General features: G+C 63.6%; 21 protein-coding genes and 1 pseudogene. 5 read left to right on the top strand and 17 right to left on the bottom strand.

Annotation, left to right across the window (positions count from 1 at the left end; all coding sequences use genetic code 11):
* Positions 1 to 32: 32 nt before the first annotated feature.
* From SSA02_RS10840 to SSA02_RS10800, 9 genes are all read right to left on the bottom strand, one after another.
* On the bottom strand, positions 33 to 1319 hold the full coding sequence (locus SSA02_RS10840) for an efflux RND transporter periplasmic adaptor subunit (protein ID WP_147094097.1): 1287 nt from the start codon (positions 1317 to 1319) through the stop codon (positions 33 to 35).
* Positions 1316 to 4486 (bottom strand): efflux RND transporter permease subunit, encoded by a 3171-nt coding sequence (locus tag SSA02_RS10835; RefSeq protein WP_147094096.1) that lies wholly within the window; start codon positions 4484 to 4486, stop codon positions 1316 to 1318. The genes SSA02_RS10840 and SSA02_RS10835 overlap by 4 nt, the downstream gene beginning before the upstream one ends.
* A gap of 240 nt (positions 4487 to 4726) precedes the next feature.
* Positions 4727 to 6157 (bottom strand): sensor histidine kinase, encoded by a 1431-nt coding sequence (locus tag SSA02_RS10830; protein ID WP_246103862.1) that lies wholly within the window; start codon positions 6155 to 6157, stop codon positions 4727 to 4729.
* Entirely contained in the window at positions 6144 to 6869 is a 726-nt protein-coding gene (locus SSA02_RS10825; RefSeq protein WP_147094095.1) for a response regulator transcription factor, read from the bottom strand. The genes SSA02_RS10830 and SSA02_RS10825 overlap by 14 nt, the downstream gene beginning before the upstream one ends.
* A gap of 47 nt (positions 6870 to 6916) precedes the next feature.
* A complete protein-coding gene (locus SSA02_RS10820; RefSeq protein WP_246103870.1) occupies positions 6917 to 8104 on the bottom strand; it encodes a DNA recombination protein RmuC in 1188 nt (395 codons plus the stop codon).
* A gap of 153 nt (positions 8105 to 8257) precedes the next feature.
* Positions 8258 to 8500 (bottom strand): hypothetical protein, encoded by a 243-nt coding sequence (locus SSA02_RS10815; RefSeq protein WP_147094093.1) that lies wholly within the window; start codon positions 8498 to 8500, stop codon positions 8258 to 8260.
* Positions 8501 to 8559: 59 nt separating this feature from the next.
* Entirely contained in the window at positions 8560 to 9084 is a 525-nt protein-coding gene (locus tag SSA02_RS10810) for a type 1 glutamine amidotransferase domain-containing protein (RefSeq protein WP_147094092.1), read from the bottom strand.
* Between the two features lie 190 nt (positions 9085 to 9274).
* A complete protein-coding gene (locus tag SSA02_RS10805) occupies positions 9275 to 10489 on the bottom strand; it encodes a BaiN/RdsA family NAD(P)/FAD-dependent oxidoreductase (protein WP_147094155.1) in 1215 nt (404 codons plus the stop codon).
* A 24-nt stretch (positions 10490 to 10513) separates the two neighbouring features.
* Positions 10514 to 11182: a glutathione S-transferase family protein gene (locus SSA02_RS10800; protein ID WP_147094091.1), complete on the bottom strand. Its 669-nt coding sequence runs from the start codon at positions 11180 to 11182 to the stop codon at positions 10514 to 10516.
* A 237-nt stretch (positions 11183 to 11419) separates the two neighbouring features.
* Between SSA02_RS10800 and minC the strand changes: the two genes are divergently transcribed.
* The 4 genes and pseudogenes from minC to SSA02_RS10780 all read left to right on the top strand — a co-directional run.
* Positions 11420 to 12184 carry a septum site-determining protein MinC gene (minC, locus tag SSA02_RS10795; protein ID WP_147094090.1) on the top strand — a complete coding sequence of 255 codons (765 nt, stop codon included), beginning with the start codon at positions 11420 to 11422 and terminating at the stop codon, positions 12182 to 12184.
* A 111-nt stretch (positions 12185 to 12295) separates the two neighbouring features.
* Positions 12296 to 13111: a septum site-determining protein MinD gene (gene minD, locus SSA02_RS10790; protein WP_147094089.1), complete on the top strand. Its 816-nt coding sequence runs from the start codon at positions 12296 to 12298 to the stop codon at positions 13109 to 13111.
* The gene (gene minE / locus SSA02_RS10785) at positions 13108 to 13380 is read left to right on the top strand and encodes a cell division topological specificity factor MinE (protein ID WP_147094088.1); all 273 of its coding nucleotides are present in this window, start codon (positions 13108 to 13110) and stop codon (positions 13378 to 13380) included. The genes minD and minE overlap by 4 nt, the downstream gene beginning before the upstream one ends.
* Before the next feature lie 30 nt (positions 13381 to 13410).
* Positions 13411 to 13782, top strand: a pseudogene (locus tag SSA02_RS10780) (YidB family protein); the annotation flags it as partial.
* Positions 13783 to 13928: 146 nt separating this feature from the next.
* Here the strand turns inward: SSA02_RS10780 and SSA02_RS10775 are convergent.
* Positions 13929 to 15122 (bottom strand): SMP-30/gluconolactonase/LRE family protein, encoded by a 1194-nt coding sequence (locus SSA02_RS10775; protein WP_147094086.1) that lies wholly within the window; start codon positions 15120 to 15122, stop codon positions 13929 to 13931.
* A gap of 223 nt (positions 15123 to 15345) precedes the next feature.
* On the opposite strand from SSA02_RS10775, the gene SSA02_RS10770 reads away from it, so the two are divergent.
* On the top strand, positions 15346 to 17757 hold the full coding sequence (locus SSA02_RS10770) for a TonB-dependent receptor (protein ID WP_186807767.1): 2412 nt from the start codon (positions 15346 to 15348) through the stop codon (positions 17755 to 17757).
* A gap of 89 nt (positions 17758 to 17846) precedes the next feature.
* Here SSA02_RS10770 and SSA02_RS10765 read toward each other — a convergent pair whose 3' ends face one another.
* The 7 genes from SSA02_RS10765 to leuS form a co-directional block, all read right to left on the bottom strand.
* Positions 17847 to 18824 (bottom strand): ABC transporter ATP-binding protein, encoded by a 978-nt coding sequence (locus SSA02_RS10765; RefSeq protein WP_147094153.1) that lies wholly within the window; start codon positions 18822 to 18824, stop codon positions 17847 to 17849.
* The gene (locus tag SSA02_RS10760) at positions 18824 to 19768 is read right to left on the bottom strand and encodes an ABC transporter ATP-binding protein (RefSeq protein ID WP_246103859.1); all 945 of its coding nucleotides are present in this window, start codon (positions 19766 to 19768) and stop codon (positions 18824 to 18826) included. The genes SSA02_RS10765 and SSA02_RS10760 overlap by 1 nt, the downstream gene beginning before the upstream one ends.
* Positions 19761 to 20765, bottom strand: a complete 1005-nt coding sequence (locus SSA02_RS10755; RefSeq protein ID WP_147094084.1) for an ABC transporter permease — start codon at positions 20763 to 20765, stop codon at positions 19761 to 19763. The genes SSA02_RS10760 and SSA02_RS10755 overlap by 8 nt, the downstream gene beginning before the upstream one ends.
* Positions 20762 to 21718 (bottom strand): ABC transporter permease, encoded by a 957-nt coding sequence (locus SSA02_RS10750; protein ID WP_246103869.1) that lies wholly within the window; start codon positions 21716 to 21718, stop codon positions 20762 to 20764. Before SSA02_RS10750 ends, SSA02_RS10755 begins: the two co-directional genes overlap by 4 nt.
* 118 nt (positions 21719 to 21836) lie before the next feature.
* Complete coding sequence (gene holA / locus SSA02_RS10745; RefSeq protein WP_147094082.1) at positions 21837 to 22847, bottom strand: DNA polymerase III subunit delta; 1011 nt, start codon at positions 22845 to 22847, stop codon at positions 21837 to 21839.
* 6 nt (positions 22848 to 22853) lie between these two features.
* Positions 22854 to 23504 (bottom strand): hypothetical protein, encoded by a 651-nt coding sequence (locus SSA02_RS10740; RefSeq protein ID WP_147094081.1) that lies wholly within the window; start codon positions 23502 to 23504, stop codon positions 22854 to 22856.
* Between the two features lie 4 nt (positions 23505 to 23508).
* Positions 23509 to 26106 carry a leucine--tRNA ligase gene (gene leuS / locus SSA02_RS10735; protein WP_147094080.1) on the bottom strand — a complete coding sequence of 866 codons (2598 nt, stop codon included), beginning with the start codon at positions 26104 to 26106 and terminating at the stop codon, positions 23509 to 23511.
* Positions 26107 to 26144: the final 38 nt, after the last annotated feature.

Here is a 26144-nt window from a genome sequence, read left to right as displayed (position 1 = left end):
GACATCATATGCCCGCCTTCTCCCGCCCGGCCTCATCGGCGTGCCCCGGTTTCCTCTGCGCCGTCATCCCCTTCGGGTATGGCGTGCTCGACATGCGGCTTCGGTGCCACGTTCTTGCGCGGCGCTGCCGTCACGTCATTGTAGCCGCGTGTCGAGGGTACAACTTTCACTGCGTCGCCTTCCAGCATGTCGGCCGTCGGATTGGCCACGATCTTGTCACTGGCCGCGATGCCGCCAAGGATCTGGATCGTCATGCCATAATTGATCCCGGTCTTCACGTCGATCAGGTGGATATGGTCGTTGATCACCGTGGCGAGCTGCGTCCCCTGCGCGCGGAAGATCAGGGAATTCACGGGCACGATCAGCACCCCCGGATCTCCGGGCGCCTTGAAATGTGCGGTCGCATAGGAGTCGGGCCAGAGAGACCCGTCCTCATTGCCCAGCTCGAGCTCGGTCGTGACCGTACGGGTCGCGGCGTTGAATGCCTGCGCCGTCGCCAGAAAACTGGCCTTGTAAACCCGGTGCGGAAATTGCGGCAGGGTCAGCTCGGCATCGAGCTTGTCCGAGATCACCGCGGCATAATCCTGCGGCACGGAAACGAAGACGCGCATCCGGTGCGTATCCGCCACGGTAAAGAGCTCGGACGCATTGCCCCGGGAATTGAGGTCGCCTCCACCCGCATTGACGTAATCGCCGACATTGACGAGACGCGACGTCACGATGCCATCGAAGGGCGCCACGATCCGCTTGAAGTTCTCGAGCGCCTCGTAACGCTCGACCTCATGCTGGGCCTGATCCACCTGGGCTTTCTGGGCGGCGGCATTGGCAGCCTGCACATCGACTTCCTGACGCGAGACCGCCTGCGTATCGCGCAGATCGGCCCAGCGCTTGGCCGTGATCACTGCCAGCTTGTAGCGGGCGAGAACGACATTGTAATTCGCCTTCGCGGCTTCGTACTGGGCATCGAGGCTCGGCGTGCTGATCTCGGCCAGAAGATCGCCGGCCTTCACATGGGCGCCATAGTCCTTGTACCACATCTTCACATAGCCGGAGACCTGCGCGTAGATCGGCGCCTGATACCAGGCCGCGAGATTGGCCGGAAGATCGAGATGGCGCGTCGCAGGGCCGGGCTGGGGAGAGATCAGGGTCACGCGGGCACGCGCCAGATCGTCAGCCTGATCCTGAAGCGTGCCGTAATGCACTGCACGTTCGACAATCCCCCAGACCGCGAGCACGACGGCCACACACAGAAGCAGGAGGATGACGAGGCGCCCGCGCCGACGGGATGAACCGGCTCCTGCCGTGTTGCGCTGGGTCATGCGTGTGTTCCCTCTTCTCCGCGCTCATGCGGCTTTCTGTAATGGACGATGGCAAAAACACAGGGGACGAACAGAAGCGTCGCAACGGTGGCGACCAGCAGACCACCGATGACCGCCTTGCCGATCGGCGCGTTGTCGGAATTGCTCATGGACATCGGCACCATGCCGATGATCATCGCGAGCGCCGTCATGAGAACGGGGCGGATACGCTCGTATCCCGCCTCGAGCGCGGCCCTGAGCGCATCGCCGTGGATCTCCATGCGTTCGCGCGCGAAGGCGACGACGAGAATGGCGTTGGCCGTGGCCGTTCCCATACACATGATGGCGCCCGTCAGTGCGGGAACCGAAAGCGAGGTATGGGTCAGGAAGAGGCTCCAGGCGATTCCACCCAGGGCGCCGGGCAGCGCCGTGATGATCACGAACGGATCGAGCCAGGACTGGAAGTTCACGACGATGATCAGATAGACGAGCGTGATCGACATCGCGAGGCCGACGATCAGCTGCGAATAGGCGTCGGTCATGGTCACGGCCTGACCGCGCACGACCAGATGGGAACCTCGGGGCAGATCCGAACGCATCGAATCCGCAACCTTCTGCACGGAGCGGGCAACGGTGCCGAGATCGATATTCTCGTTCGAGGCATAGATATCGAAAACCGGCATGATGTTGTAATGCGCGACTTCCGCAGGCGTGCCGGTCTGCTCGATATCCGCGAGCGCACCGAGAAGCTGCGGCTGGGCATTTGTCGGATTCCCGTCCCCCCGGTCGACCGGCACGGTTTCGAGATCGTTGAGTGTCTGGAGATAATTGGCGGGCGTCTGAACGTCGATGAGCTGCGATACGCCGGAATGGTTGAGATAATAGACCTGCCCGACCTGTGCGCTGCCCGAGAGCACGATCAGGGCATTCTGCGCGATGTTCTGTTCGGTAATGCCCGTGCCGAGCGCGAAGCTTCTCTTGGCGTTGATGCTCAGGGTCGGCTGCGTCATCGGCTGCTGGATCGCCACATCGGTGATACCGGGAATGAGCGCGAGCTTGCGGCGCAGCTTTCTGGCAAAGGCGAAGTTTCCGTACAGATCGCGGCCCACGACCTGAACGTCGATCGGTGCCGGCAGACCGAAATTGAGGATTTTGGCGGTCAGATCGGCAGGCTGGAAGGTGATCTGGGTTCCGGGAAACGCCTCGATCAGCCCCGCGCGCAGCTTGCGGCGATATTCCGCTGTGGGACTGGCCTCGTCATTGAGCGAGACGGTGATGTCGCAATCCTCCGTACCGACGGTCGGGGACGGAATGAATGCCTGATTGAGCTGCGAATAGGGCAGGCCGCAATTATTGAGAACGGATTCGATCTTTCCGGGCAGGATCTCGCGCATCCTGCGCTCGATGAGGACGGAGATCTTACCGGACTCGGTCAGACGCGTGCCGATGGGTGCACGCATGTGCAGTTGCAGGGTTCCCGACTTGATCTCGGGGAAGAAATCCTCCCCGACGAAGAAATACAGTCCGGTCGAGGCAAGGGAGAGAACCATGAAGAACGGAACGAATTTGCGCCGCTCTTCGATCAGCCCCGAAAGCACGATCTTGTAGCGCTCGCGGAAGCGGGTGAAGCCGCGTTCGAAGCCGCGCTGGAACCGACCGAAGAAACCCGGCTCGCGATGCGGGTCGGCGGCGTCATGCGCGGCCACCTGCGCCGCGAGCATCCAGCTCGCCATGGTGGGCACCAGCGTGCGCGAGAGGATGAACGAGGCGATCATGGCGAAGATGATCGCTTCCGCCATCGGCATGAAGAGCCATCCTGCAACGCCTGTCAGCTCGAAAAGCGGGAGCCAGACGATACAGATGCAGGTGGTCGAGACGAAAGTGGGGATGACGATCTGGTTGGCCGCGTCGATAATGGCCATCTCGAGATCCTTGCCCGTCTCGAGATGGGCATCGATATTCTCGATCATGACCGTTGCGTCGTCGACGAGAATGCCGACCGCAAGCGCGAGGCCACCGAGCGTCATGACATTGATCGACTGTCCGGCGAGGCTGAGACCGATGACCGAGCAGAGAATGGCGAGCGGGATCGAGGTTGCCACGATCAGGGTCGAGCGCCAGGAGCCGAGGAAGAGAAGAACGGCCAGACTGGTGAGAAGCGCCGCGATACACATCTCGCGCACCACATCCGTCACCGATTCCTTGACGAAGCCCGAGGCATCGGTGAGCACCTTGATGGACGTGCCTTCGGGCAGGGTCTCGATCACCTGAGGCAGGCGCTTCTTGACCCCCGCCACCACGTCGAGTGTCGAGGCATCGCCGCTTTTCATGATAACCATCATGACCGCCTGATGTCCCTTCACGAGAACCATGTTGGTCTGCGGAGGACCGCCGCGGTGAACCTGCGCCACATCGCGCAGATAGACCACCGCATTGCCCACCTGCTTGATCGGCAGGTTGTTGAACGTCTCGACCTCGCGCGGCTGGGCGTTGGTCCGGACCATGTAATCGAACGGGCCGACCCTCTGGTCGCCAGCGGGCAGGACGATGTTCTGCTTGTTCAGGGCATTCGACACATCCACGGCGGAGAGGTTGTGCGCCATGAGTTTCGAAGGGTCGATATCCACCGTGATATAGGGGGCGAGGCCGCCATAGGGACTCGGAATCGAGACGCCCTTGACCGAGACGAGCTGCGGCCTGATCAGATTCGAGGCCATGTTGTACAGCTCGGAGCCGCCAAGCTTGTCCGAATTGATCTGCAGCGTGAGAACGGGCACCTGCGACGCGTTATAGGTCAGGATCAGAGGCGGCGTCGCGCCGGTGGGCATCTGCTTGATCACGGTCTGGGAAACCGACGTGATCTGGGTCTGCGCGACCGAGGTATCCGTTCCCGGCTGGAAATACACCTTGACGATGCCGCGACCGTAATACGATCCGCTCTCGATATGTTCTATGTTGTTTACGGTCGTGGTAACGGCACGCTCGTAGTAATAGACGATACGACCAGACATATCTTCCGGCATGAGCCCGATATAGGACCACACGACGGCGACAACCGGAATATTGATATTGGGGAAGATATCGGTCGGCGTCCTGAGAACCGAGCGGACGCCGAAAATGACGATGAAAATGGACAGGACGACGAATGTGTAGGGCCGCTTGAGCGCGGTAACGACAACCTGATTCATTCAGCGCACCTGCACCCTCTCATGACATCTCCCATCCTCGCATACGATCCCGCCATCTGCGCCCGGATCCGGCATCCGGACCGGAAATCCGCACTTCCTGGTCCCGATGGCGCAGCCCGGATTGCGCTACGCCCGGGCTGACGCCCCGGACGGGCGCGCAGCGTCTCAATCCGGGTCGGTCCTTTTCGCGATCACGGTCAGAGATACAGGACCGCCAAGATCCGACAAGGAAATTTCCTTTTAAGTTCCATACCCCTCGATACGCGCCGTCTCGGCCCCGACAGGGAAAGCAAAGCGCATATCGAAACAGCATCCCGGCAGGTCGCCCTCTCCCGGCCCTGTCAGGATCGCGAGTTCCGCAGCGTGCAGCCTCAGGATTGCCATGACGAGGCTGAGACCGAGACCGCTGCCCGGCACATGCCTGCTTTTGTCGGACCGGTAGAAACGCCCGAGAACCGCGTCGCGCTCGGCATCGGGGATGCCGATCCCGGTATCGCAGACCCTCAGATGGATTGCCCCCGGCCCCGACTCCGCCGAAACAGTGACACGTCCACCCTGGGGTGTAAACTTCATCGCGTTGTCCAGAAGATTGGCCAGAACCTCGATCAGCAGATCCCGGTCGCCGAACACCACGAGAGGCCCGTCGATGGGCATGGCGTTCTCCAGCACCAGACCGTTCGTCTCGGCGATCGGTTCGTAGAGATCCACGATATCGGCGACCAGATCGGTCAGATCGACAAGGGCAAATCCCGCACGGCGCCGACCATTCTCGATCTCGCCGATACGCAGCAAGGCCGTGATGACGGAAAAGCACTGATCGAGATCCTGGGTGGCCCGCTCGATCACCGCATTCAGGTGATCGGCGTCATGCGGGCTCGAGGTCGCCCGCTCCAGCCGCGCGCGCACGCGGGACAGAGGCGTTCTGAGATCGTGCGCGATATCATTGCCCACGTCGCGCACCTCGTCCATGAGATGCTCGAGACGATCCAGCATACGATTGACCGAGCCAGCGAGACGCTCGAGCTCGTCCCGCTCCCTGGCGGCGGGCAGACGTTCGTGCACGTCGCCCTGCATGATCCGGTCGATCGCCTCATGCATGGTCTTGACCCGGGCCAGCGCCCGGTGACTCAGCACCACGCCGGTCAGGAGCGCGAAGACGACGATGGGAAAGACCGAGAGAAGCGCGCCACGACGGATCATGTATTGCAGCTCGGACAGGAGATGCAGCGAATGGGCGAGAACGAGAATCCGCCCGCCCCTCACCCGGACGGCCAGAAACCGCATCTCGTAAGGAAGGTCATCTCCCGGAGAGAGGGTGAGACGATGCACCTTGCCATCCACGCGCAGCCCCTCGGGCCAGGTTTTCAGATCGCCGGCAATATGATGATAGTGACCGTCGAACAGCCCCACCCAGTTGATGACAACCCTGAGATCGTTGGTCGCGCGCTCGCGCACCTGGTATTCCAGATGCTGGGGCGTCTCCTGCACGAGGATATCGGCCTCGCGATGCAGGATCGCACTCGAACGGGCCGACTCGAAATGCGTCATCTGCACGAAGAGCAGGACGATCTGGAGGATCATGCCTCCGATGATCGCTGCCACGAAAGCCAGTGTCAGCCGGAAGGTGGCTGTCCGGAGGACGCCGAAACGCGGGTTGTCAGGTCTGGACACGCAACATGAACCCGGACCCGCGAATGCTCTGGATCAGGGGCGTCTCCCCTGTCGCGTCCACCTTGCGACGCAGCTTGCCGATATGCACGTCCACCAGATTGGTCTGCGGAATGAAGCGGTAATTCCAGACATCCTCGAGAAGCATGGTGCGGGTGAGCACCTGATTGGGGCGACGCATCAGATATTCGAGCAGCCGGAACTCCCGGGGGAGCAGCTCGATCTCGCGCCCGTCGCGGGTGACCGTACGATCGATCAGATCCATCGAGAGCGGTCCGACGCGCAGGGTGGTCGCGCGCGTATCGTTGGGCCGGCGCAAGAGCGCCTCGATCCGCGCCACGAGTTCGTCCATCGCGAAAGGCTTGGTGAGGTAATCGTCCCCGCCTGCCTTGAGCCCGGTTACGCGATCGTCCACGGCCGAGAGCGCCGAAAGGACGAGAACAGGTGCCTGCACGTTCTGGCTGCGGAGGGTCTCGATCACGCTCAGCCCGTCCAGCAGGGGAAGCATCCGGTCGAGCACCATGAGATCGTAGGATTCGCGGATCGCGGCTTCCAGCCCGGCCTGACCGTTCGATGCGTGGCTTACGGAAAAACCGCGTGCCGTCAGCTCCTCGACGACCTCGCGCGCGAGGGTGTCGTCATCCTCGACAAACAGAAGCCGTGCCCTGGTCGGGGTTTCGCTCGATGCAGAAGAGAAGCCGGTATCCGTTGTCATGACCGTCTCTGTGCCCAAACTCGCAAGAATTCGATAGTAAAATCGGATTAAAGCTCGTCGGGGGTTTCCGGGTCCTCGCTGTCGTGATGCCCGTCCAGACCCCGTAATCTGCGTCCCAATACCCGCGTGCGGCGGCGCGCTTCCTCGATCGTGTTGCTCATGGCACCCGCGCCGCGTGCCAGCTTGTCGAGCACGGCATCCATGCGCAGCATTTCCTGTCGTGTCAGGCCCAGAAGCCGGGCAATCGCGTCGGTCCGCTCCTCGAGCGCCAGGGTGACATATCCGAGATGAACCGTGCGCAGCAACGCGGGCATCAGGGACGGCCCCATGACGATGACCCGGTGAAGCCGACCGACCTCGTCGATCAGGCCGGGGATACGCGCCACCTCCATATAGAGCCCGTCCGTGGGCAGATAGAGCACGGCGAACTCGACGGTTAGCGGCGGATGGATGTATTTCTCAGACACCTTCCGCGCCTCGAGCCGTACCGCATTCTCGAGAGAGCGCCGGGCGATGCGTTCCGCGCCCGGATCGGCGCGGTCAGCGGCATCGATCAGCCGCTCATAGGCCTCTGTCGGGAACTTGCTGTCGATCGCCAGACGAGGCGGCACCGTGCTGCGCACCGGCATGCGCAGGGCGAATTCGACGCTCTCCCCGCCATCGCCGATCCGGAAATTGCTGTCATAGGATCCGGCAGGAAGGATGTCGTCGAGTATGGCGCGCAGCTGCGCCTCGCCCCATCCGCCGCGCGTCCTGACGTTCCCGAAAAGGCGTTTGAGATCGCCGATCTGGGCAGTCACCGCCGAGACCTCCCCGATCGCCTTCTGCATGGCCGAGAATTGCTCTACGACGCGCTGGAACGAGGTCTGCATCTGTTTTTCGACCGTAAGATGAAGCTGTTCGCTGACCGATGCGCGTATCTGCGCCAGCTGCTCCGCGTTCTCCTTCATCATGTCGCGCAGCGCCTCGCTCTGGGCAAGACGCGCTTCGGCCAGATCCCGGGTCAGGCGATGACCGAGCGTCGCGAGACGCTCGGCATGGTCGCCGCGCTGCTGCTCGATGCGCGCGCCGAGCGACCGCTCCGTTTCGTACAGGGCGTTTCTCTGGAAATCCAGATCTGCGGCCCGCCCGGCCGCCTCCCGCTCGAGCAGGATATAGATGCGCGAAAGAAGATCGCGGTCAGCCGCCCTGCGCGACAGGCGCGACCAGAAGAACAATGCGCTGGCCAGCGCCATGACGGTGACGAGCCAGGGAAAAACACTCATGAAATCAGGCGACACACGCGACTCCCTCTTTGTTCCGTCTATAAGAACAAAATAGGAATAAGGAAAGCCGCCCCCGTCGGCTTTCCCCGTGCTCGCAAGACCTTGCGGAAGCGTCCTTCAGCCTCAGGGCTGATGGATGTTTCCATAGGAGGCCGCACCGATTCCCGGGCAGGAACAGGGATTGCCCAGAGGCACCTGGGTCGGCATCTTGCAGGTATAGATGCCAGCCTTGCAGGTATAGCCGTAGCCGACCACCTGCGTGCCAGGCGGTGTCGGCCCCGGCGCGGCCGTTCCCTCGCAGGCGGCGAGGAAGAGAAGTCCGGCGAGACCGCCGATTGCCCTGACTCGGGAAAGATTCTGCGTCATGGAAGTCGATTCCTGCTTGTTCCGGGTAAGAATGCGCGATGCCTCATCGCGCATGAGGGTCAGCCATACTGGGCGAGCACTGCTTCGCAGAATCCGGGCAGATCGTCCGGACAGCGCGACGTGACGAGGTTCCTGTCCACGACAACGGCACGATCGACCCATGTACCGCCCGCATTGATCAGATCCGTCTGGAGCGAGGGCCATGAGGTCAGGGTCCTGCCCTTGACCCCGCCGGCCTCGATCAGAGTCCATGCGCCATGGCAGATGCTGGCGATCGGCTTGCCCTCGGAGACGAACCCCCGCAGGAAAGCGACGGCGGCCTCGTTCATGCGAAGCGCGTCGGGATTGGTCGTTCCACCGGGAAGGATCACGCCATCGAACGCCATGTCCGCGGCATCTCCGATCGTGGCATCGACCGTAAAAGTACCTGCGGGATTCACATCCGCCTCCATGGCGCGGATCGTCCCCTTTTCGGGAGCGACGAGAACGGTCCGGATCCCCGCCGCCTCGAGCGCCTTGCGCGGCTCGGCGAGCTCACATGCCTCGACACCGTTCGTCGCCAGTATGGCCACACATTTCGTCATCGGTTTCCTCTCCCCGGATGCAAGACAGTCACGACGCGCCTTGCACGCCGGTCTTCTTGCCAAGACGCATCACGAGCGCCCGGGTTCGTCATTTCCTCCCCCGTATCGCGTACCGGCATTTCCCGGCGGCGCTTCCGGACGACGCGGGCAGGACGATCCCTCGCGATGACGCGAAGGACCGCTCCGGGGGTCAGGACCGTGCGGCTATGGCCCGTCCGGCGGCATAGCCGCTCGACCAGGCCCACTGGAAATTATACCCGCCGAGCCATCCGGTAACATCAACCGCCTCGCCCACCGCGTAGAGACCGGGAACGTCGCGCGCTTCCATGGTCCGCGAAGACAGGGCGCGCGTATCGATCCCCCCGCGCATGACTTCGGCCTTGGCGTAGCCCTCGTTTCCGGCGATGGCCGGTTTCCATTCACTCAGCATTCCGGCCAGGGCGGCGATACGCCGGTCCTGCAGATTGGCGAGCGTGCCTGCGTCCTCACCCAAAGACTGTCCGATCAGATGGCGCGCAAGACGCTGGGGCAGCGCGCCGAGCAGCGCAGGAGGCTCGGCGCGGGGACGGCTGCGCTTGACGGCGAGAAGATGCGCACGCGCATCCGTCCCCGGGAGCATGTCGATACGCATCCCGTCGGCTGCCGCGTCGAGATAGGACGATATCTGCAGGATCGCGGGACCGGAGAGACCGCGATGGGTGAACACCATGCCATCGGTAAAGCCATGCTTGCCGAACTGCGTCCGCACGGGAAGCGAGACGCCCGCCAGATCGGGCAAGGGCGTCTCGAGAAGCAGGGGGACCAGAGCCGGTGCCGGAGGAACGACCGCAAGCCCGAACTGCCGCGCGAGCCGGAGGGAGAGATCGGTCGCGCCGAGCTTGGGAATCGAGAGACCGCCCGTGGCCAGAACCACGCAGCGGGCACGGAAAACGCCCCGATCGGTCTCCACGCAGAACGTCCCGTCATGCGTAAGCCCCGTGATCCGCGTCCCGAGCTGCAGATGGCAGGCTCGCGCCTCGAGAAGAAGCATCGAGACGATTTCCCGGGCCGAACCCGCGCAGAAGAGCTGTCCGGCCGCCTTTTCCTGCCATGCGATGCGATGACGCTCGACGAGTGCGAGAAAATCGCGGGGCGTGTAACCGGCGAGCGCGGAGCGCATGAAATGCCGGTTCGCCGAGAGAAAATTCTCGGCGCGCGTGTCGAGATTGGTGAAATTGCAGCGACCGCCGCCCGAGATCAGGATCTTGCGTCCGGCTTCGGGGGCATGATCGATCACGACGACGGATGCGCCCGCCCGGCTCGCGGTCGCAGCCGCCATCAATCCGGCGGCACCAGCCCCAAGCACGACGGCATCGTGCACGACAGCATCGTACCCGTGAGCATCGTGCCTGCGGGCGCCATGCATGGCGGCATCGTCAGGCGCGCTCATTCAGAAATCGAGATCGGCATAATACGCGGGCGGGGTGAAACCGTTCACCCGGTCGTTGAGGAGGGAACGAAAGCTCGGCCGGGACTTCATGCGCGCATACCAGTCCTTCGCGGCAGGCGCCTTGGACCAGTCGATATCACCGATGAAATCGAGACAGGAGAGATGCGCGGCTGCCGCGAAATCGGCGATCGACAGCATGTTCCCCGCGAGCCAGGCCCGCGTTTCGGCGAGCCACCCGATATAATCGAGGTGAAAGCGCATATTGGCATATCCGGCTCGCAAGGCGGTTCCGTCGGGGTTTCCGCGTCCCGCCAGACGCTTGTCCACCTTCTCGCCCAGAAGATTGCGCGAAACCTCATGCCCGAACTTGCCGTCGAACCACGCCATGAGACGCCTGACCTCGACACGCTCGGCAAGCGTCCGCCCGAGAAGGGGCACATCGGGATAGGCTTCCTCGAGATACTCGCAGATCACCCAGGCATTCGGAATCGAGAGCCCGTTTTCCTCCACGAGGAGCGGCACGTCCCCGGCGGGGTTGAGCGCGAGATATTCCGGACGGTTTTCCCAGATCTTCTCGGTCTTGGGTTCGTAGGGCAGACGCTTCTCGGCAAGGACGAGCCTGACCTGACGGCTTTGCGGCGAGAGCGGCAGATGGTACAGAATGCGCATGGAGCATTCTTAATCGTCTGTCAGGTGACGAGGCAAGAGAGCTGCACAGCCCCGCCGTTTCATTTCTTCTCTCCCGCGACTTCAGAGCGTTTCCAGACCATGACAGACCCGACGTCAGATCACGTTGTCGAACCCGTTGTCGATCCTGCCGCAGCACCCGCCGCCGCACACGCGACAGGGGCTGGACCCGTCTCTGGACCCGATTCCGGACCCGGCCTGCAGACCCCTAATCCGCCGATGCGTATCCGGGCGCGGGGCCGTTCGTTTCTGGCGCTCGTTCTCTCTCCGGAGGCCCCCCTGTCCGACTGGATGGCTGGGCTCGATCACCAGATCTCGCACTCGGTGGGCTTCTTCTCGGGGCGGCCGGTCATTCTGGATCTCGGCCTGGTTTCCGAGCAGACCGTCGATCTGTCGGGGCTGCAGCAGGCTCTGGTCGAACGCGGCATTCATATCATCGGCATCGAGGGGGCCCATCCGGACTGGCCCGCACTCGCAGGGTGGGACTGGCCGGTCCAGCTCGACGGAGGACGCGCAAGCGGCGCCGTCGAGCTTCCCGCAAACGGAACCGGAGCGCCCCGGCACGGAAGCGACGCGGACGGACACGATCCGGCGCGCGACGAGACAGCTTGCGGCGCCGCCGGTGACGGGGCCTATGACGATCCGTCCCGTAAAGCGGAAACCCTTTTCCTCGACCGTCCCATCCGCTCGGGTCAGAGCGTCATGCATCTCGACGGCGATATCGTGGTGATCGGCTCCGTGGCCTCGGGGGCGGAGCTGATGGCCAGCGGTTCGATCCATGTTCATGGCGTCCTGCGCGGCCGCGCGATCGCAGGCGTCGGCGGTCAGTCCGGCGCCCGGATCCTTGCGACGCGGATGCAGGCGGAGCTTCTGGCGATCGACGGATTCTACATGACCGCGGATGAAATGGATCAGACCGTTCACGATCAATCCGCCCAGGCTTTCCTGCAGGACGGACGGGTAACGGTTTCGAAACTCGCCTGAGTGAAAATATTCGACGCCGGGAGATTGCGGCACGAAGCATTTCAAAAGTAGTATCGTGCGAGCCGCCACGTTGTGAGTGCGGTTTGTTCAGTAAGAATTGGTGGAGCGCACATGGCCAAGGTGCTGGTAGTCACATCCGGTAAGGGCGGGGTCGGAAAGACCACCTCGACGGCAGCACTGGGCGCCGCACTCGCGCGCACGGGCCAGAACGTTGTCGTCATCGATTTCGATGTCGGGCTGCGCAATCTGGATCTGGTCATGGGGGCCGAGCGCCGGGTGGTGTTCGACTTCATCAATGTCGTGCAGGGAGACGCCAAGCTTTCCCAGGCGCTGATCCGCGACAAGCGGCTCGAGACGCTCTCGATCCTTCCCGCCTCGCAGACGCGCGACAAGGATGCCCTTACCGCCGAGGGCGTGGCCGAGGTGATCGCGGAACTTCGCGAGAAATTCGACTGGATTCTCTGTGACAGCCCCGCCGGGATCGAACGCGGTGCCCAGATGGCCATGTATCATGCCGATGTCGCCGTGGTGGTCACCAATCCCGAAGTCAGCTCCGTGCGCGACAGCGACCGGATCATCGGCATGCTCGACAGCACGACTGAACGGGCCAAGAACGGCGAGAAGGTGGAAAAACACCTGCTCATGACCCGGTACGACCCGTCCCGGGCGGCACGCGGCGAAATGCTGAATACCGAGGACGTTCTCGAGATCCTCTCCATCCCCCTCCTCGGTATCATCCCCGAGAGCGAGGAGGTTCTGCGCGCCTCCAATGTCGGTGCGCCGGTGACATTGTCCAATCCGGAATCCGCGCCCGCCCGCGCCTATTTCGACGCCGCGCGCCGGCTTCAGGGTGAGAAGCTGGAAATCCAGATCCCGCTCGAGCGCAAGGGATTGCTCGACTGGCTGTTCAAGAAGAGGGTCGCATGAGCCTGTTCGGTCTGTTCTCCAAACGCAATACCAGCTCGGTCGCACGCGACCGGCTCCAGATCCTGCTTGCGCATGAACGCTCGGGCAATGGCAACTCGGAGCTCGTGAGTCAGTTACACCGGGAGATTCTGGAGGTGATCAAGCGTCACGTCGCGGTCGATCAGGACAAGGTCCAGGTCAAGCTCGATGGCGGCAATGACGGATGTTCGGTTCTCGAAATCGACATCGAGATGCCCCAGATCGACAAGGAAACACGCCGTTCGGCCTGATATGGCGCCGGTCGGCCACCAGATGGGAGAGCAGATTTGAGCGGATTTCTGGGTTCCATGATGAACTCCGCCCTCGGCGGCGTCGGCGACAAGATCAAGGAGAAGCTCGGCGGCAGCCTGAGCGGCTTTCTCACGAGCGAGCAGGGCATCCAGATGATGCTCGACCAGGCGCGCAAGGCCGGGCTCGAGGAGAAGGTGAAATCCTGGATCGGCTCGGGCGAAAACCTGCCCGTCACCGCCGATGAGCTGCGTGCTCTTCTGACCGACGAGCAGATCCAGATGCTCGTTTCCAAGACGGGCCTTCCTGCCGCGGCCCTGCTTCCTGCCCTCGCGCAGTTTCTGCCCGGTGTCGTCGATCACGAGACAAGCAAGACGTCGTCCTCACCGGAAGCCTCTGGCTGAGCATCCGGTCGGGCGGGGAAAAACCCCGCCCCTCGCGAGATCCGGCCCGGTTCTGGGCCTGCGCGTCACACGTCCCAGGCCCGCGCCATGCGCCCGGCCATGCCCCCGGTGATGCCCAGCACGCCACAGGACTGCGTTCCCTGCCGCTACGGTTCTGCGGACACATCCTGCGGTGCCTCGATCGGCAGTCGTATGAGCAGATAGGGCGGCTTGCGCAGATCGTGTCCGTCGTTGAAGGAGGGCAGCCGGTTCCACTGCCCGAGCGTGCAATAGATATGGGTTTGCGTCGCGCAGATACCGTCAGGTGAGAGAATGCGCGGATCTCTCGCCATGACAGTGAGCGTCCCGTCCCGGTCCCGGCGCAAAATGCTGTCATGCTCGTAATCGGTGGTATAGAGCCGACCGAAACGATCGAAGCACAGCCCGTCGGCTACGCCTTTCTCCCCCTCGTCCCGTATCGTTTCACCCAGAGCCTGTGCATCGAGAGCCGGATCGATCAGGCTTGCGACCGGGGCGCTGTAGAGACGGCGGCTGGTCAATGGCGAGAAAAAGAGACGGTCGTTCGCAGGCGTAAGCGCGATCCCGTCGATCCCACCGGACACCATGCCCGGATGATGGGGGCGATACTGGCGGGGAACCCCTTCCACGAAAGCGGCAAATCCCGCGACGGGCTGCGCGGAAGGATGATGGGTGAGCACCCGCCGCGCGCTACCGCGCGCAAGGTCGATGATGACGAGACCCGGCCGGGTTCCGAAGGACGAATCCGTCACGAAGACCGTTCCGGCAGCCCCGGCGCCGAGCGCCACCCTGAGATCGTTCATGTGGCTGTCCGGCAAGAGCACCGGTGCCCTCAGAACGATCCGGTGAACGATCCGACCGGTCTCCGGATCGATACAGACCACCTTGGCACCCCCTTCCGGGATCGGGTGCCCGGCCCGTTTGCCGTCATCGATCACCCAGAGACGTCCCTTCCCATCGAGCGTGATCCCGTGGATGGAAAGAAACCGTTCCGCAGGCGCGCGCGATGAGGGAAGGCTCATCCCGGGCGATGGATAAGGGATGATTTTCCCGTTCCGCAATTCACCCAGTGTCGCACCAGCATGATCGATCGCATGGCGCGGGAAACTGACGAAAATCCTCCCGCCATCGGTCACGGCAACGCCCGAAGGGCCTGGCCCCTCGAATTGCGCAACGACATCGAACATACCGGCCGGTGTGGTTCCCCGATCGGTATTGCCCCGGAGTCCCGCCGCCGGGTTGTCAGCGCCACGGGCGGCAACGCAGCGCGCCCCCATCACGGGCACACAGGCGGATGCCGCCAGAAACAGTCGTCGGTTCATCGATAGCTCCCCGGGGCAATGCGCATGGTGCGCGTCGTTAACGCCTTGGGGTGCGACCGGGCTTCACGCTGGCGGATGGATGCAGGAAAACCGGGCTGGATGTATCGGATATGTCACAGTTTGCCATAAACCTTCCGAAAGGCTCAGTCGGAGGTTGTTATGTTATATCATACAAAGTAATGACGCTATCGATCCGATTTCCTTCCAGTTCCTAGGGATTGTCATGACGCCTACCCGATCCCTGCGATCGCACATCCTGCTTCTGTCGTGCTCGCTTCCTGCACTCACCGTCTGGACCCTGACCACCCCGGCCCTGGCTGCGCCCGCCGGGGCCGGCCAGGCCAAGGCCGCGTCGAGCCGGGCCACGACGAGCCGGGGCGCGACAAGCCGGGGCGCGTCCGCCCCCGCCACCTCCGCCGTGCCCCAGTCGTCCCCGCCCCGCAACATCGTCCCGTCTACAGGGTCACGGAGCGACGCGGAAACTGCCGGGACGACCGCCTCACGCACCTCTTTCGATGCCGATGCGTCCACTCCCCTGCCGCAATCCGTGCCGCATGAAGAGCATATCATCGTCAATGCGCGTCTGGACGAGATCCGCTCCGCCCTCCAGTCCTCGACCGGCGCCACGACATATCGCTTCACGCGACGCGACATCGAGAACAATCCGGGTGGCGACAATGCGCCCCTGAACACGCTTCTGTTGCAGGCACCCGGCGTCGCACAGGACAGTTTCGGCCAGATCCACATACGTGGCGATCATAACGAGGTGCAGTTCCGGCTGGACGGCGTTCAGCTCCCCGAAGGGCTGAGCGTTTTCGGTCAGGCGCTCATGACCCGTTTCGCCCATTCGGCATCGCTGACCACCGGCGCCCTCCCGAGCGAATACGGATTTCTCCAGGCCGGTGTGATCGATCTGACCACCAAGAACGGAAGCGCGGACCCCGGCGGCGATGCCGCGATCTATGGCGGGGCGCGCGACTACTTCTTCCCGTCGCTCCAATATGGCGGTCACGCCGGGAAATGGGATTTCTTCGGAACGGCGGATTTCGTTCACAACCGGGTCGGTGTCGAGAATCCGACTTCCAGCTTCAACCCGATCCACGATCTGAGCAACCAGTATCATGCGCTCGGACATCTGCGTTACACGGCCGACGAGAATACCCGTATCAGCCTGACGGGCGGCGTCTCGAACGCGCAATATCAGCTGCCCAACAATCCGGGACAGCAGCGTCAGTTTGCGAATCCGAGCTTTCTCGACTCCGCCCTCTCGCAGCAGGTCTATGGCAGTGTCGACAGCGCGAGCCTGAACGAACGTCAGAAGGAAATCACCGATTTCGGGATTCTGTCCCTCCAGAAGGACATGGGCACGGTCAGTCTGCAAAGTTCGGTCATCGCGCGCTATTCCTCGCTGGGCTACTCCCCGGACCCGCTGGGCGATCTCGTCTATAACGGCATCAGCCAGCATGCCGCACGTTCGGTCTTCTCGACCGGTTCCCAGACCGATGTGACATGGCATGCCAACAGCCAGCACACGGTGCGTTTCGGGTATCAGGTCTATGTCGAGCGCAATGTCTCCAAGACAAACTCGATCGTCTATCAGCAGACCGGCATCGAGGATGACGGAACGCTCGTCTATGACGGCAGCACCCGGACCGTTCACGACGGCAGCGGACGAACGGGATGGATGTACGGGCTCTATGCACAGGACGAGTGGCGTCCGGTGAAGAACCTGACCATCAATTACGGGCTGCGTTTCGACGGTGTCGACGAATATACCCACGCCAAGCAGGTCAGTCCGCGCATCAATATCGTCTGGCGCGCATGGCGCGGCGGTGTTCTGCATGCCGGCTACTCGCGATATTTCACGCCCCCGCCCTTCGAGCTGGTGGCCAATACATCGCTCGGCAAATATGTCGGAACGTCGAACGAACCCCAGACCCTGCAGAACAATACCGTCAAGGCCGAGCGCGATCATTATTTCGACGCAGGTGTGACCCAGACCCTGCTTCCGGGATGGCATGCCTCCTTCGATGCCTATGTCAAACTTGCAAAGAACATGATCGATGAGGGACAGTTCGGGGCGCCTATCATCCTCTCCGCATTCAATTACCGGCGCGGGCAGGTGAACGGCTACGAACTCTCGACCAATTACGAGCACGGCCCCCTCTCGCTTTACGGCAATGCGGCATGGTCTCGCGCCATAGGCAAGGACATCACGACCGCCCAGTGGACCATGGATCCCGACGATCTGGCCTATATCCAGCATCGCTGGATCCATCTCGATCACGACCAGAGATGGACGGCCTCAGCAGGCGGCGCCTATTCGTTCTTCTATCGCACGGGTCATCCCACCAGGATTTCCGCCTCGATGGTCTATGGAAGCGGTCTGCGCGCCGACGGCGCCGTTCCGAACGGTCGTTCCGTGCCCATCTACGCCACGTTCAATCTCTCTCTGGTCCAGTCCTTCCGCGATCTGTTCCATGTCCCGTTCCTCAAGCGCACGCAGCTCCGTCTGGACGTGCTCAACCTGTTCGACAAGACCTATCAGATCCGCGACGGATCGGGCATCGGCGTGGGTGCGCCGCAATACGGCTTGCGCCGTACGATCCTGACCGGCATCTCCCAGCGCTTCTGACCCTTTCCCTCTGCCTGTCTCCTCCCCCCGTGGGGTGACGGGCCGCAGATCGCGCGCCATCGAACCGGCCCTTCCGGTTCATGCCTCTCTCACACCAGAGGAAAGTGGCAGGCCACTTTCCTCTCCTGCCCCATGGTTTCGAGCTTCGGCCGCTCCTGCGCGCAAAGGGGCCGGGCAACCGGGCAGCGCGTATGGAAGCGGCATCCGCCCGGCGGCGAAACCGCATCCGGAACATCGCCCTCGAGCGGTGCGACGAGCGCCCGCCCCGGTCGGGGAACCGCCTCGACGAGTGCGCGGGTGTAGGGATGAAGCGGTCGCGCCAGCGTCGCCAGCGTTTCCCCCTCCTCGACGAGACTGCCGAGATACATGACCGCCATGCGATCGGCGATCTGCCTGACGACTGCCAGATCGTGCGAGATGAACACCGATGCCAGTCCGAGTTCGCTCTGGAGCCTGCGAAGCAGATTGACGATCTGGGCCTGTACGGAGACATCGAGCGCCGAGACGGGCTCATCCGCGACGACGAGCCGTGGAGACAACGCAAGCGCGCGGGCGATGTTCAGCCTCTGCCTCTGCCCACCGGACAGCGCCACCGGATGACGCTCGTACAGGGAAGCGGACAGACCGACCTGTTCGAGCAGGGCCTCGATCGCGGCTCTCGACCAGGCGCGTCCGTGAATGCGATAGGGCTCGGCCAGAGTGGCCCCGATACTGCGTCGCGGGTTGAAGGACGATCCGGAATCCTGGAACACCATCTGCACTCTGGCGCGCAGGCGTCGTTTCTCTCCTGCGCGAAGCCGCGCGAGATCCTGCCCCTCGAACATGACCCGCCCCCGATCCGGAGCGTCGAAGCCCATGAGCAACCGGCCGAGCGTCGATTTGCCACAACCGGATTCGCCCACCAGGGCGAGCGAATCCCCCGCCCCCAGGCTCAGGGAAACATCGTCGACCGCCGTCAGGAACCGTTTCTCACCCCAGACCCGTCTCCGGCCGAGGGCGAAGGATTTCGAGAGGGAATGCGCTTGCAGGAGGGGGATCGTGGGCGGGGGCGTCACGGGCGGGGGCATCACGGATAAAGCACGCAGGCGACGGAACGGTCCTCATGCCTCCGCAATGCGGGACGGAAAGCGCAGGCAGCGCGGCGTTCGGGGCAGCGCGGCGCGAAGACGCAGCCGGGCGGACGTGCCTCCGGTGCAGGCGGCGTGCCCTCTATGGTCGGCAGACGATCGGGTCGCGCTCCGTCCATCGGTGGAATCGCCCGCAGCAAGGCCCGGGTATAGGGATGCCACGGCGTGCGGAGCACCGCCTCGGCAGGACCGCTCTCCACGACCACGCCCGCATAGAGCACGGCGATATCGGTGCAGATCTGGGCCACCACCCCCATGTCGTGGGTGATGAGCATCACCCCGGCGCGACGCGCACCGATCTCACGCAGAAGCATGAGTATCTGCGCCTGCACGGTCACGTCGAGCGCGGTTGTCGGCTCATCGGCAATGACCAGATCCGGATCGCAGGACAGGGCCATCGCAATCATGGCGCGCTGGCGCAACCCGCCGGACAATTCGTGCGGAAAGCGTCGGGCAGCCTCGCGAGGCGCCGGAACCCCCATCCGGGACAGGAGCGCGATCACGCGGGTCTCGGCCTCGCGTCGCGAGCAAAGGCTGTGGAGGCGGATCTGCTCGGCGATCTGCGCGCCGATACGACGTACCGGCAGGAAAGCCGTCATGGGATCCTGGAAGATTATCGCTGCGCGCCTTCCGCGAAAGCGACGCCAGTCCCCTGGACCGAACCCCAGAAGGTCTTGCCCCTCGAAAGCGAGTTTTCCCTCAAGGCGCCCCCGAGGCTGAAGGCCGAGCACGCTGAGGCCAGTCAGGCTTTTCCCGGAGCCGGACTCGCCCACCACGCCGAGGATCCGCCCCCGCTCCAGTCGCAGGCTGACGCCATCGAGAAGACGCGCGCCGGAGGGAAGAGCCAGACGGAGCGCGTCGATCGAAAGCAGGGCGTCATCCATGAGAGCGCCCCCCTCTTGCAGCTGTGCCCGAACGGGATCCGATACGCGGATCGAGCAGACGATAGAGACCATCGACAAGGACATTGGCGATGACGACGAAGAATGCCGAATACATGACCGTCGCCATGATCAGGGGCAGATCGAGCGTGCTCAGACCCTGATAGGTCAGATGGCCGACGCCCGGCAGCGCAAACACGACCTCGGTCAGGAGGGCACCGCCTCCGAGGAGCTGCGCGAAATCGAGACCGAACAGGGAAACGACGCTCAGGCCCGAAAGGCGCAGGGCATGGAAGACCCAGAGCCGGACGGGACCGGCCCCCTTGGCCCGCGCGGTACGAAGGGCATCCTCCTGCATGGCGGCAAGAAGATCGCTCCGCAGAATGCGCCCATAGATGCCGATGAAGGCGATCGAAAGCGTCAGCGCAGGCAGGATCAGGCATTTTGCCCATCCGGTCAGGGAAATCCCGGGAGGGATATAGCCCAGAGCCGGGACCCAGCGGAACAGCATCGTATCGTGGAACCGGCTCTGGCTGAGGAGATTGACCATCTCGCCAAGCCAGAAGACCGGAACCGAAAGACCGAGAATACCCAGACCCGAAAGGAGCCGATCCGGCCAGCGTCCGGCAAAGCATGCGGCCAGCATCCCTGTGACCAGCGCGCCCCCGACCCAGAAGAGGGCCGCCCAGGACACAAGAGACAATGTCACCGGCGCGGCGTGAAAGACCTCGGCGACCACATTCTGCCCGTGATTGACGTAGGACGTCAGATCCCGGGAGAGAAACAGATGGTCCATCATGCTCAGGTAACGCGCGACAAGCCCCCGATCGAAGCCGTATTCGTGCCGGATCCGTGCGATCGTTTCCTCGCTCGCGCCCCGTCCTGCGATACGCGCGGAGGGATCCGACCCCGGTGTCGCGAAAAACACCGCAAATACCAGCACGGAGATGCCGAAAAGGACGAAGAGCGTTTGCCCCAGCCGGGAGAGCACGCCTCTCATCGCGTCCTCATCGGGCGCACCCCGTTCTGCAAAGCCTCACCGAGCATGTTGAGCGCGAGCACGGTGAGCACGATGGCCAGACCCGGCGCGATCGCAACGACGGGACGGCTGTAGATCAGACCTTCCCCGTCATGGATCAGGCTTCCCCAGGAGGCCGCCGGTGCCTGGACCCCGAGACTCAGAAACGACAGAGCGGATTCGGCCAGCAGACAGAGCGCCATGATCAGCGGGGCGAGAACGAGCAACGTGTCGATCAGGGACGGGAGGATTTCCTTCAGGACGATCCTGACCGGAGAGGCACCGAGCCCTTGCGCGGCAAGGACGAAGCCACTCGTCATGAGGCTTCTGGTACGCGCCCGGATCGGTCGCGCGGCGTAGGGAACGTAGATGAGCGCGATGATCCCGATCGGGAGAAGGAAACTGTCCGCTCCGATATGGAAAGGACCGAAGCGGAGATCGTGACCGACCGTGACCACCGACAGGCTGATTGCGAAAAGATAGACGGGAACCGCCCAGAGAATATCGAGCAGGCGGGAGAGAACCGTATCGATCCACCCGCCGAAGACACCTGCCACCATGCCGCAACCCGTGGCGAGCACGAGACACAGACAGGCCGAGGCGCCCGCGATCAGAAGAGAACTGCGCCCGCCATAGAGAAGACGCGCGGCCACATCCCTCCCCTGCGAATCCGCGCCGAGGCTGTACGCGCCCCAGCGCCAGGACGGACCGATCGGGGTCAGGCCGAGGTGAAGCGGATTGTCATTGGGCTGCATGACATCGACGACCCGCCCGTCGCGCATGACGCTTCCCGCAAGATTGGACGCGAAGGGGTCGACACCCACGCCTTGCGCATAAAATGGCGCAAGACAGGCCGAGAGACAGAGCCCCACCAGAACGATGCAGGCGAACAGGACGGATGGGCGCCCGATCGCGCCGCGCCACGCGAGCGACACCCTCAAGAGGAGACTCCGGCCCGATCGTCTCCACACATCATGGCGACAGGAGGCATGAAGATCTCTCCACTGAGGCGGCGTCCCGATCTCTCACGGGTGGCAGAACCCCGATACGATTTCAACCCCGGAACGACCTGGGACCGAGGCAGAGCTGGGCGATCAGACGACGGGAGAGTGCGAGATCGGGGCTTCCGGTCTGCTTGCAGGCGCGTTCGAACCCCTGAACGGCCTCGCAGGCCCGGGCGAGGGTCTCGCGGTCCCATCGCTCGAGCGCCTTGCCGAAACTCTCGGCCTTCCGGAAAAAGACAGGCGGTCTCAGCTGTTTCAGCGCTTCCTGACGCGATTTTCCCTCATCCATCCAGCCCATGACCTTGCCGAGCCGGGTCATCAGGGAGAGACAGGCACGAGCGAGCGCGATCGGCGAGAGCCCTTCTGCCAGCGCGCGCTCGAGCGCGGTATCGGCAGAAACACGGTCGCCCGCCATTGCCGCACTCGTCGCGTCGTCGAGCGTTGCCGTGGCGGAATCGCCGATACAGTCCTGCACATCGTCGAGACCGAGCCGCCCGCCTTCCCCGGCATAGAGAATGAGTTTCTCGACCTCCTGACGGACCGCGCCACGATCGGCACCGAGCACGGAAGACAGCCAGGTCAGGGCATCACGATCGATGGAGACGGAGGCGTCGCGGAACAACCCCGACAGCGACCCGGCCAGAGCCCGCCCCTCTTCCGGATAACAGCCGATGACCGCCACGGAACGATGTCCCTCGAGAGTCGTCCGCAGCTTCGCTCGCGCAGCGAGGCCCGGAGCCTCGAGCACCAGAAGCGTGTCGGTATCCAGGGAGAGCGCCGCCATGACGCCTGCGAGCGCCGAATCCTGCACCTCGCGCACCCAGACGGCCCGTCGACCGCCGATGAGCGAGAGCGCTCCCGCTTCCTCCTCGATCCGGGCGTGCTGATCGGCGTCGAGAATGGCGACACGAAACGGATCGTCCGTCGAGCCGCCCACGAGACGCACGCAGGCACGCGCGCGCTCCCGTATCAGACCGGCATCGTCTCCGTGCAGCAGGACGGCCCGCCAGTTTCCGATCTCGGCAAGGGTACGCGAGGCTGCGCGGGAGTCGATCTTCATGCCGGGTCAGTTCTCCCGGTTGTTGAGATCCGTGCGCCCCGTGGCCGATGCCGGGAATCCGTCCGGCCCGGCCTTCTCATAGGGCTGACCGTTCGGGGTCGGCATGGCGTTCGGATCGAAATAGGCCGGAACGTCGCGCTCATCGTCGCGGGACGGTTTCACATGCGTGCGGAACCAGACGGCGATCTGCTGACGGACAGCCTGGGCCAGATTATCCGCCAGACGCGCCCGCACCGTCTCCTCGTTCAGGGTCTGGGCGAGATACTGCTCGAACGTCGCATTGAACCCGTCGAGCAGACTCGCATCGCCCTCCGCCAGCATGCGCGGCGCTGCCTCGACGGTATAGAGCCTCCAATGCGCCGAACCCAGTTCGCGGAAGCGACCTGCGGTATTGTCGCTATGGATGTCCACCACAGAGGCATTCACGGCGTTGCTGACCTGCAAGGTATAACCGTCCGGCGAGCGGGTGCTCGCACCTCCGAGATGCTCCTGTAGAGCCAGACGCAGAAGCTGACCGGAACGCTCGGGAATATTGGCGACATAGATCCGCTGCAATTCCTGCGCGACACGCCCGCCACCTGCATCGTCGGTACCGTAAAGCGGCCTGAAGCCGCATCCACTCAGAGCCAGGCAGGCAAGCAGGACGAGACGACGCATGAGTTCAGCCCGCCACCACGAAATTGACGATCCGGTTCGGCACATGGATGCGCTTGACGATGCGCTTGCCCTCGAGCATCCGCGCCACGTTCGGCTCCGCCTCGGCCAGAGGCAGAACGATGTCGGACGGGGCATCGGGGGGCACCTCGATCGTGCCGCGAAGCTTGCCCATGATCTGGACGCCCATCGTGACGCTGTCCCGCGTGAGGAACTCGGGCAGCGCCTCCGGCCAGGAGCGCTCCACCACCAGAGCGCCCTCCGGCTCGAGAAGGGCAACCATCTCCTCGGCCAGATGCGGCATCATGGGCGCAACGAGCAGGGCCAGGGCAAGCGCAGCCTCGCGTCGTGCGGCGCCCATTCCGGGCTCATCGCTCTTTTCCGCCTCGCCGAGAGCCGCGCTCAGCTCGTGAAGACGGGCCACGGCGACGTTGGGCGTGAAATTCTCGAGCGCCTCCGTAACGGCCACGATGGTCCGATGCGTCGCCTGACGCAGGGACCGCCCCCCCTCGCCGAACGATGCGTCGCGGGGAACCTGTGCCGAGACGGCCTGGACGAGACGGTAAAGCCTCTGTCCGAAACGGGCAGACGCGCTGACGCCGGCTTCGGTCCACTCCATGTCCCGCTCCGGAGGGCTGTCCGACAGAACGAACCAGCGCGCCGTATCCGCACCGAAACGCTCGATGATCGCCGTGGGGGCGACCGTGTTGCGCTTGGACTTGGACATTTTTTCCGAGCGTCCGAGCTGGACGGGCTGACCGTTGTCGCGACGGACATAGCCGTCGCCGCTGCGTGTCACGTCTTCGGGCGCGAGCCAGCCGCTTTCGTCGCGATAGCTCTCATGCGTGATCATGCCCTGCGTGAAGAGCCCTGCGAAAGGCTCGTCCACGTCCAGATGCCCAGTCTCGTGCATGGCGCGTGTGAAGAAACGCGCATAGAGCAGATGCAGGATCGCATGTTCGATTCCGCCGATATACTGATCGACGGGCAGCCATGAATTCGCCGCGACAGGATCGATCGGCCCGGCAGCATGCGGCGCCGTGAAACGCGCGAAATACCAAGAACTGTCGACGAAGGTGTCGAACGTATCCGTCTCGCGTTGCGCCGCGGCACCGCATTGCGGACACGTCACATGCTTCCAGTGCGGATGATGGTCGAGCGGGTTGCCGGGACGGTCGAACGTGACATCTTCCGGCAGGCGCACGGGAAGCTGATCGTCCGGAACGGGAACGGCACCGCATTGCGCGCAATGAATGACCGGGATCGGACATCCCCAGTAGCGCTGGCGGGAAATCCCCCAGTCGCGCAGGCGCCAGTTGACCACGCCGCGCCCGACTCCCATTCCCTCGAGGCGCTCGATGGCCTTGCGTTTTCCCTCGGCCGTATCCAGCCCGTCGAGAAATCCGGAATTGATGAGCGTCCCCTCGCCCGTGACGGCGGTCCTGCCGATCGCGAAGCTGCCGATCTGCTCGCCCGGAGGCAGGATGACAGGCCGCACGGGCAGGGCATATTTGCGTGCGAAATCGAGATCGCGCTGGTCTCCGCACGGGCAGCCGAACACGGCACCGGTGCCGTACTCCATCAGCACGAAATTGGCGATCCAGACAGGCACCGTCTCATCGGGAGCGAAGGGATTGACGACCCTCAGCCCGGTATCGCATCCGCGCTTCTCAGCAGCCTCGATGGCTTCCTCGGACGTGCCGAGACGCTGACATTCCTCGATGAAGTCACGCGCGGCCGCGTTATCCTGCGCCACCTTGGCGGCAAGCGGATGATCGGCTGCGATCGCAACGAAGCTCATGCCGAACAGTGTGTCGGGACGCGTGGTGAAAACCTCGACCGAATCGCGATCGACGTCGAAACCTTCCGGGGGCGCATGGAGGGGAAAACGGATCCGCGCCCCTTCCGAACGACCGATCCAGCGCTCCTGCATCGTGCGCACGCGGGCAGGCCAGCGATCGAGCGTGTCGAGCCCTTCGAGGAGAGGCTCGGCAAAATCGGTGATCTTGAGGAACCACTGCGACAGGCGCTTCTTCTCGATCAGCGCTCCGGAGCGCCAGCCGCGACCATCCACGACCTGCTCGTTGGCGAGCACCGTATTGTCGACCGGGTCCCAGTTGACCGAGGATTCGCGCCGCTCGACCAGGCCCTTGCGCAACATGTCGAGAAAGAGCTTCTGCTGGTGCCCGTAATATTCCGGCAGACAGGTTGCGATCTCGCGATCCCAGTCGAGCGAGAAGCCGAGGCGCTGCAGCGTGACGCGCATCGAGGCGATGTTGTCGAGCGTCCATTGCCCCGGATGCACCCCGCGCTCGCGGGCCGCGTTCTCCGCCGGAAGGCCGAAAGCATCCCATCCCATGGGGTGCAGCACGGAGAAACCGCGCGCACGCTTGTACCGCGCGACGACATCCCCCAGTGCATAATTGCGCACATGCCCCATATGCAGCTGTCCGGACGGATAGGGAAACATCTCCAGGACGTAATATTTCGGCTTGTCGGCGGCGGGATGATCCTCGGCGGCAAAGGCGCGGATGCGCTCCCATGCTGCCTGCCACCTGGGCTCGGCCGTCTCGAAATCGTAGCCGAGGGTCTCTTGGTCCGTCATTGTTTCCTGTCGTGTTCCGGTCTGCTGGTATCGGTTCG

The organism is Swaminathania salitolerans, from assembly GCF_007988945.1.
GTDB lineage: Bacteria > Pseudomonadota > Alphaproteobacteria > Acetobacterales > Acetobacteraceae > Swaminathania > Swaminathania salitolerans.
This window is presented reverse-complemented; position numbering and strand designations above follow the sequence as displayed.

Excerpts from the sequence above, each read along its gene's own strand:
- SSA02_RS10800 (WP_147094091.1), bottom strand. The coding sequence starts at position 11,182 with ATGCGCATTCTGTACCATCTGCCGCTCTCGCCGCAAAGCCGTCAGGTC.
- holA (WP_147094082.1), bottom strand. The coding sequence starts at position 22,847 with ATGAAGATCGACTCCCGCGCAGCCTCGCGTACCCTTGCCGAGATCGGA.
- minD (WP_147094089.1), top strand. The coding sequence starts at position 12,296 with ATGGCCAAGGTGCTGGTAGTCACATCCGGTAAGGGCGGGGTCGGAAAG.
- SSA02_RS10835 (WP_147094096.1), bottom strand. The coding sequence starts at position 4,486 with ATGAATCAGGTTGTCGTTACCGCGCTCAAGCGGCCCTACACATTCGTC.
- SSA02_RS10820 (WP_246103870.1), bottom strand. The coding sequence starts at position 8,104 with ATGGCGCTGGCCAGCGCATTGTTCTTCTGGTCGCGCCTGTCGCGCAGG.
- SSA02_RS10755 (WP_147094084.1), bottom strand. The coding sequence starts at position 20,765 with ATGAGAGGCGTGCTCTCCCGGCTGGGGCAAACGCTCTTCGTCCTTTTC.
- SSA02_RS10840 (WP_147094097.1), bottom strand. The coding sequence starts at position 1,319 with ATGACCCAGCGCAACACGGCAGGAGCCGGTTCATCCCGTCGGCGCGGG.
- SSA02_RS10740 (WP_147094081.1), bottom strand. The coding sequence starts at position 23,504 with ATGCGTCGTCTCGTCCTGCTTGCCTGCCTGGCTCTGAGTGGATGCGGC.
- SSA02_RS10775 (WP_147094086.1), bottom strand. The coding sequence starts at position 15,122 with ATGAACCGACGACTGTTTCTGGCGGCATCCGCCTGTGTGCCCGTGATG.
- SSA02_RS10825 (WP_147094095.1), bottom strand. The coding sequence starts at position 6,869 with ATGACAACGGATACCGGCTTCTCTTCTGCATCGAGCGAAACCCCGACC.
- leuS (WP_147094080.1), bottom strand. The coding sequence starts at position 26,106 with ATGACGGACCAAGAGACCCTCGGCTACGATTTCGAGACGGCCGAGCCC.
- SSA02_RS10760 (WP_246103859.1), bottom strand. The coding sequence starts at position 19,768 with ATGGATGACGCCCTGCTTTCGATCGACGCGCTCCGTCTGGCTCTTCCC.
- minC (WP_147094090.1), top strand. The coding sequence starts at position 11,420 with ATGCGTATCCGGGCGCGGGGCCGTTCGTTTCTGGCGCTCGTTCTCTCT.
- minE (WP_147094088.1), top strand. The coding sequence starts at position 13,108 with ATGAGCCTGTTCGGTCTGTTCTCCAAACGCAATACCAGCTCGGTCGCA.
- SSA02_RS10815 (WP_147094093.1), bottom strand. The coding sequence starts at position 8,500 with ATGACGCAGAATCTTTCCCGAGTCAGGGCAATCGGCGGTCTCGCCGGA.
- SSA02_RS10770 (WP_186807767.1), top strand. The coding sequence starts at position 15,346 with ATGACGCCTACCCGATCCCTGCGATCGCACATCCTGCTTCTGTCGTGC.
- SSA02_RS10805 (WP_147094155.1), bottom strand. The coding sequence starts at position 10,489 with ATGCATGGCGCCCGCAGGCACGATGCTCACGGGTACGATGCTGTCGTG.
- SSA02_RS10810 (WP_147094092.1), bottom strand. The coding sequence starts at position 9,084 with ATGACGAAATGTGTGGCCATACTGGCGACGAACGGTGTCGAGGCATGT.
- SSA02_RS10765 (WP_147094153.1), bottom strand. The coding sequence starts at position 18,824 with ATGCCCCCGCCCGTGACGCCCCCGCCCACGATCCCCCTCCTGCAAGCG.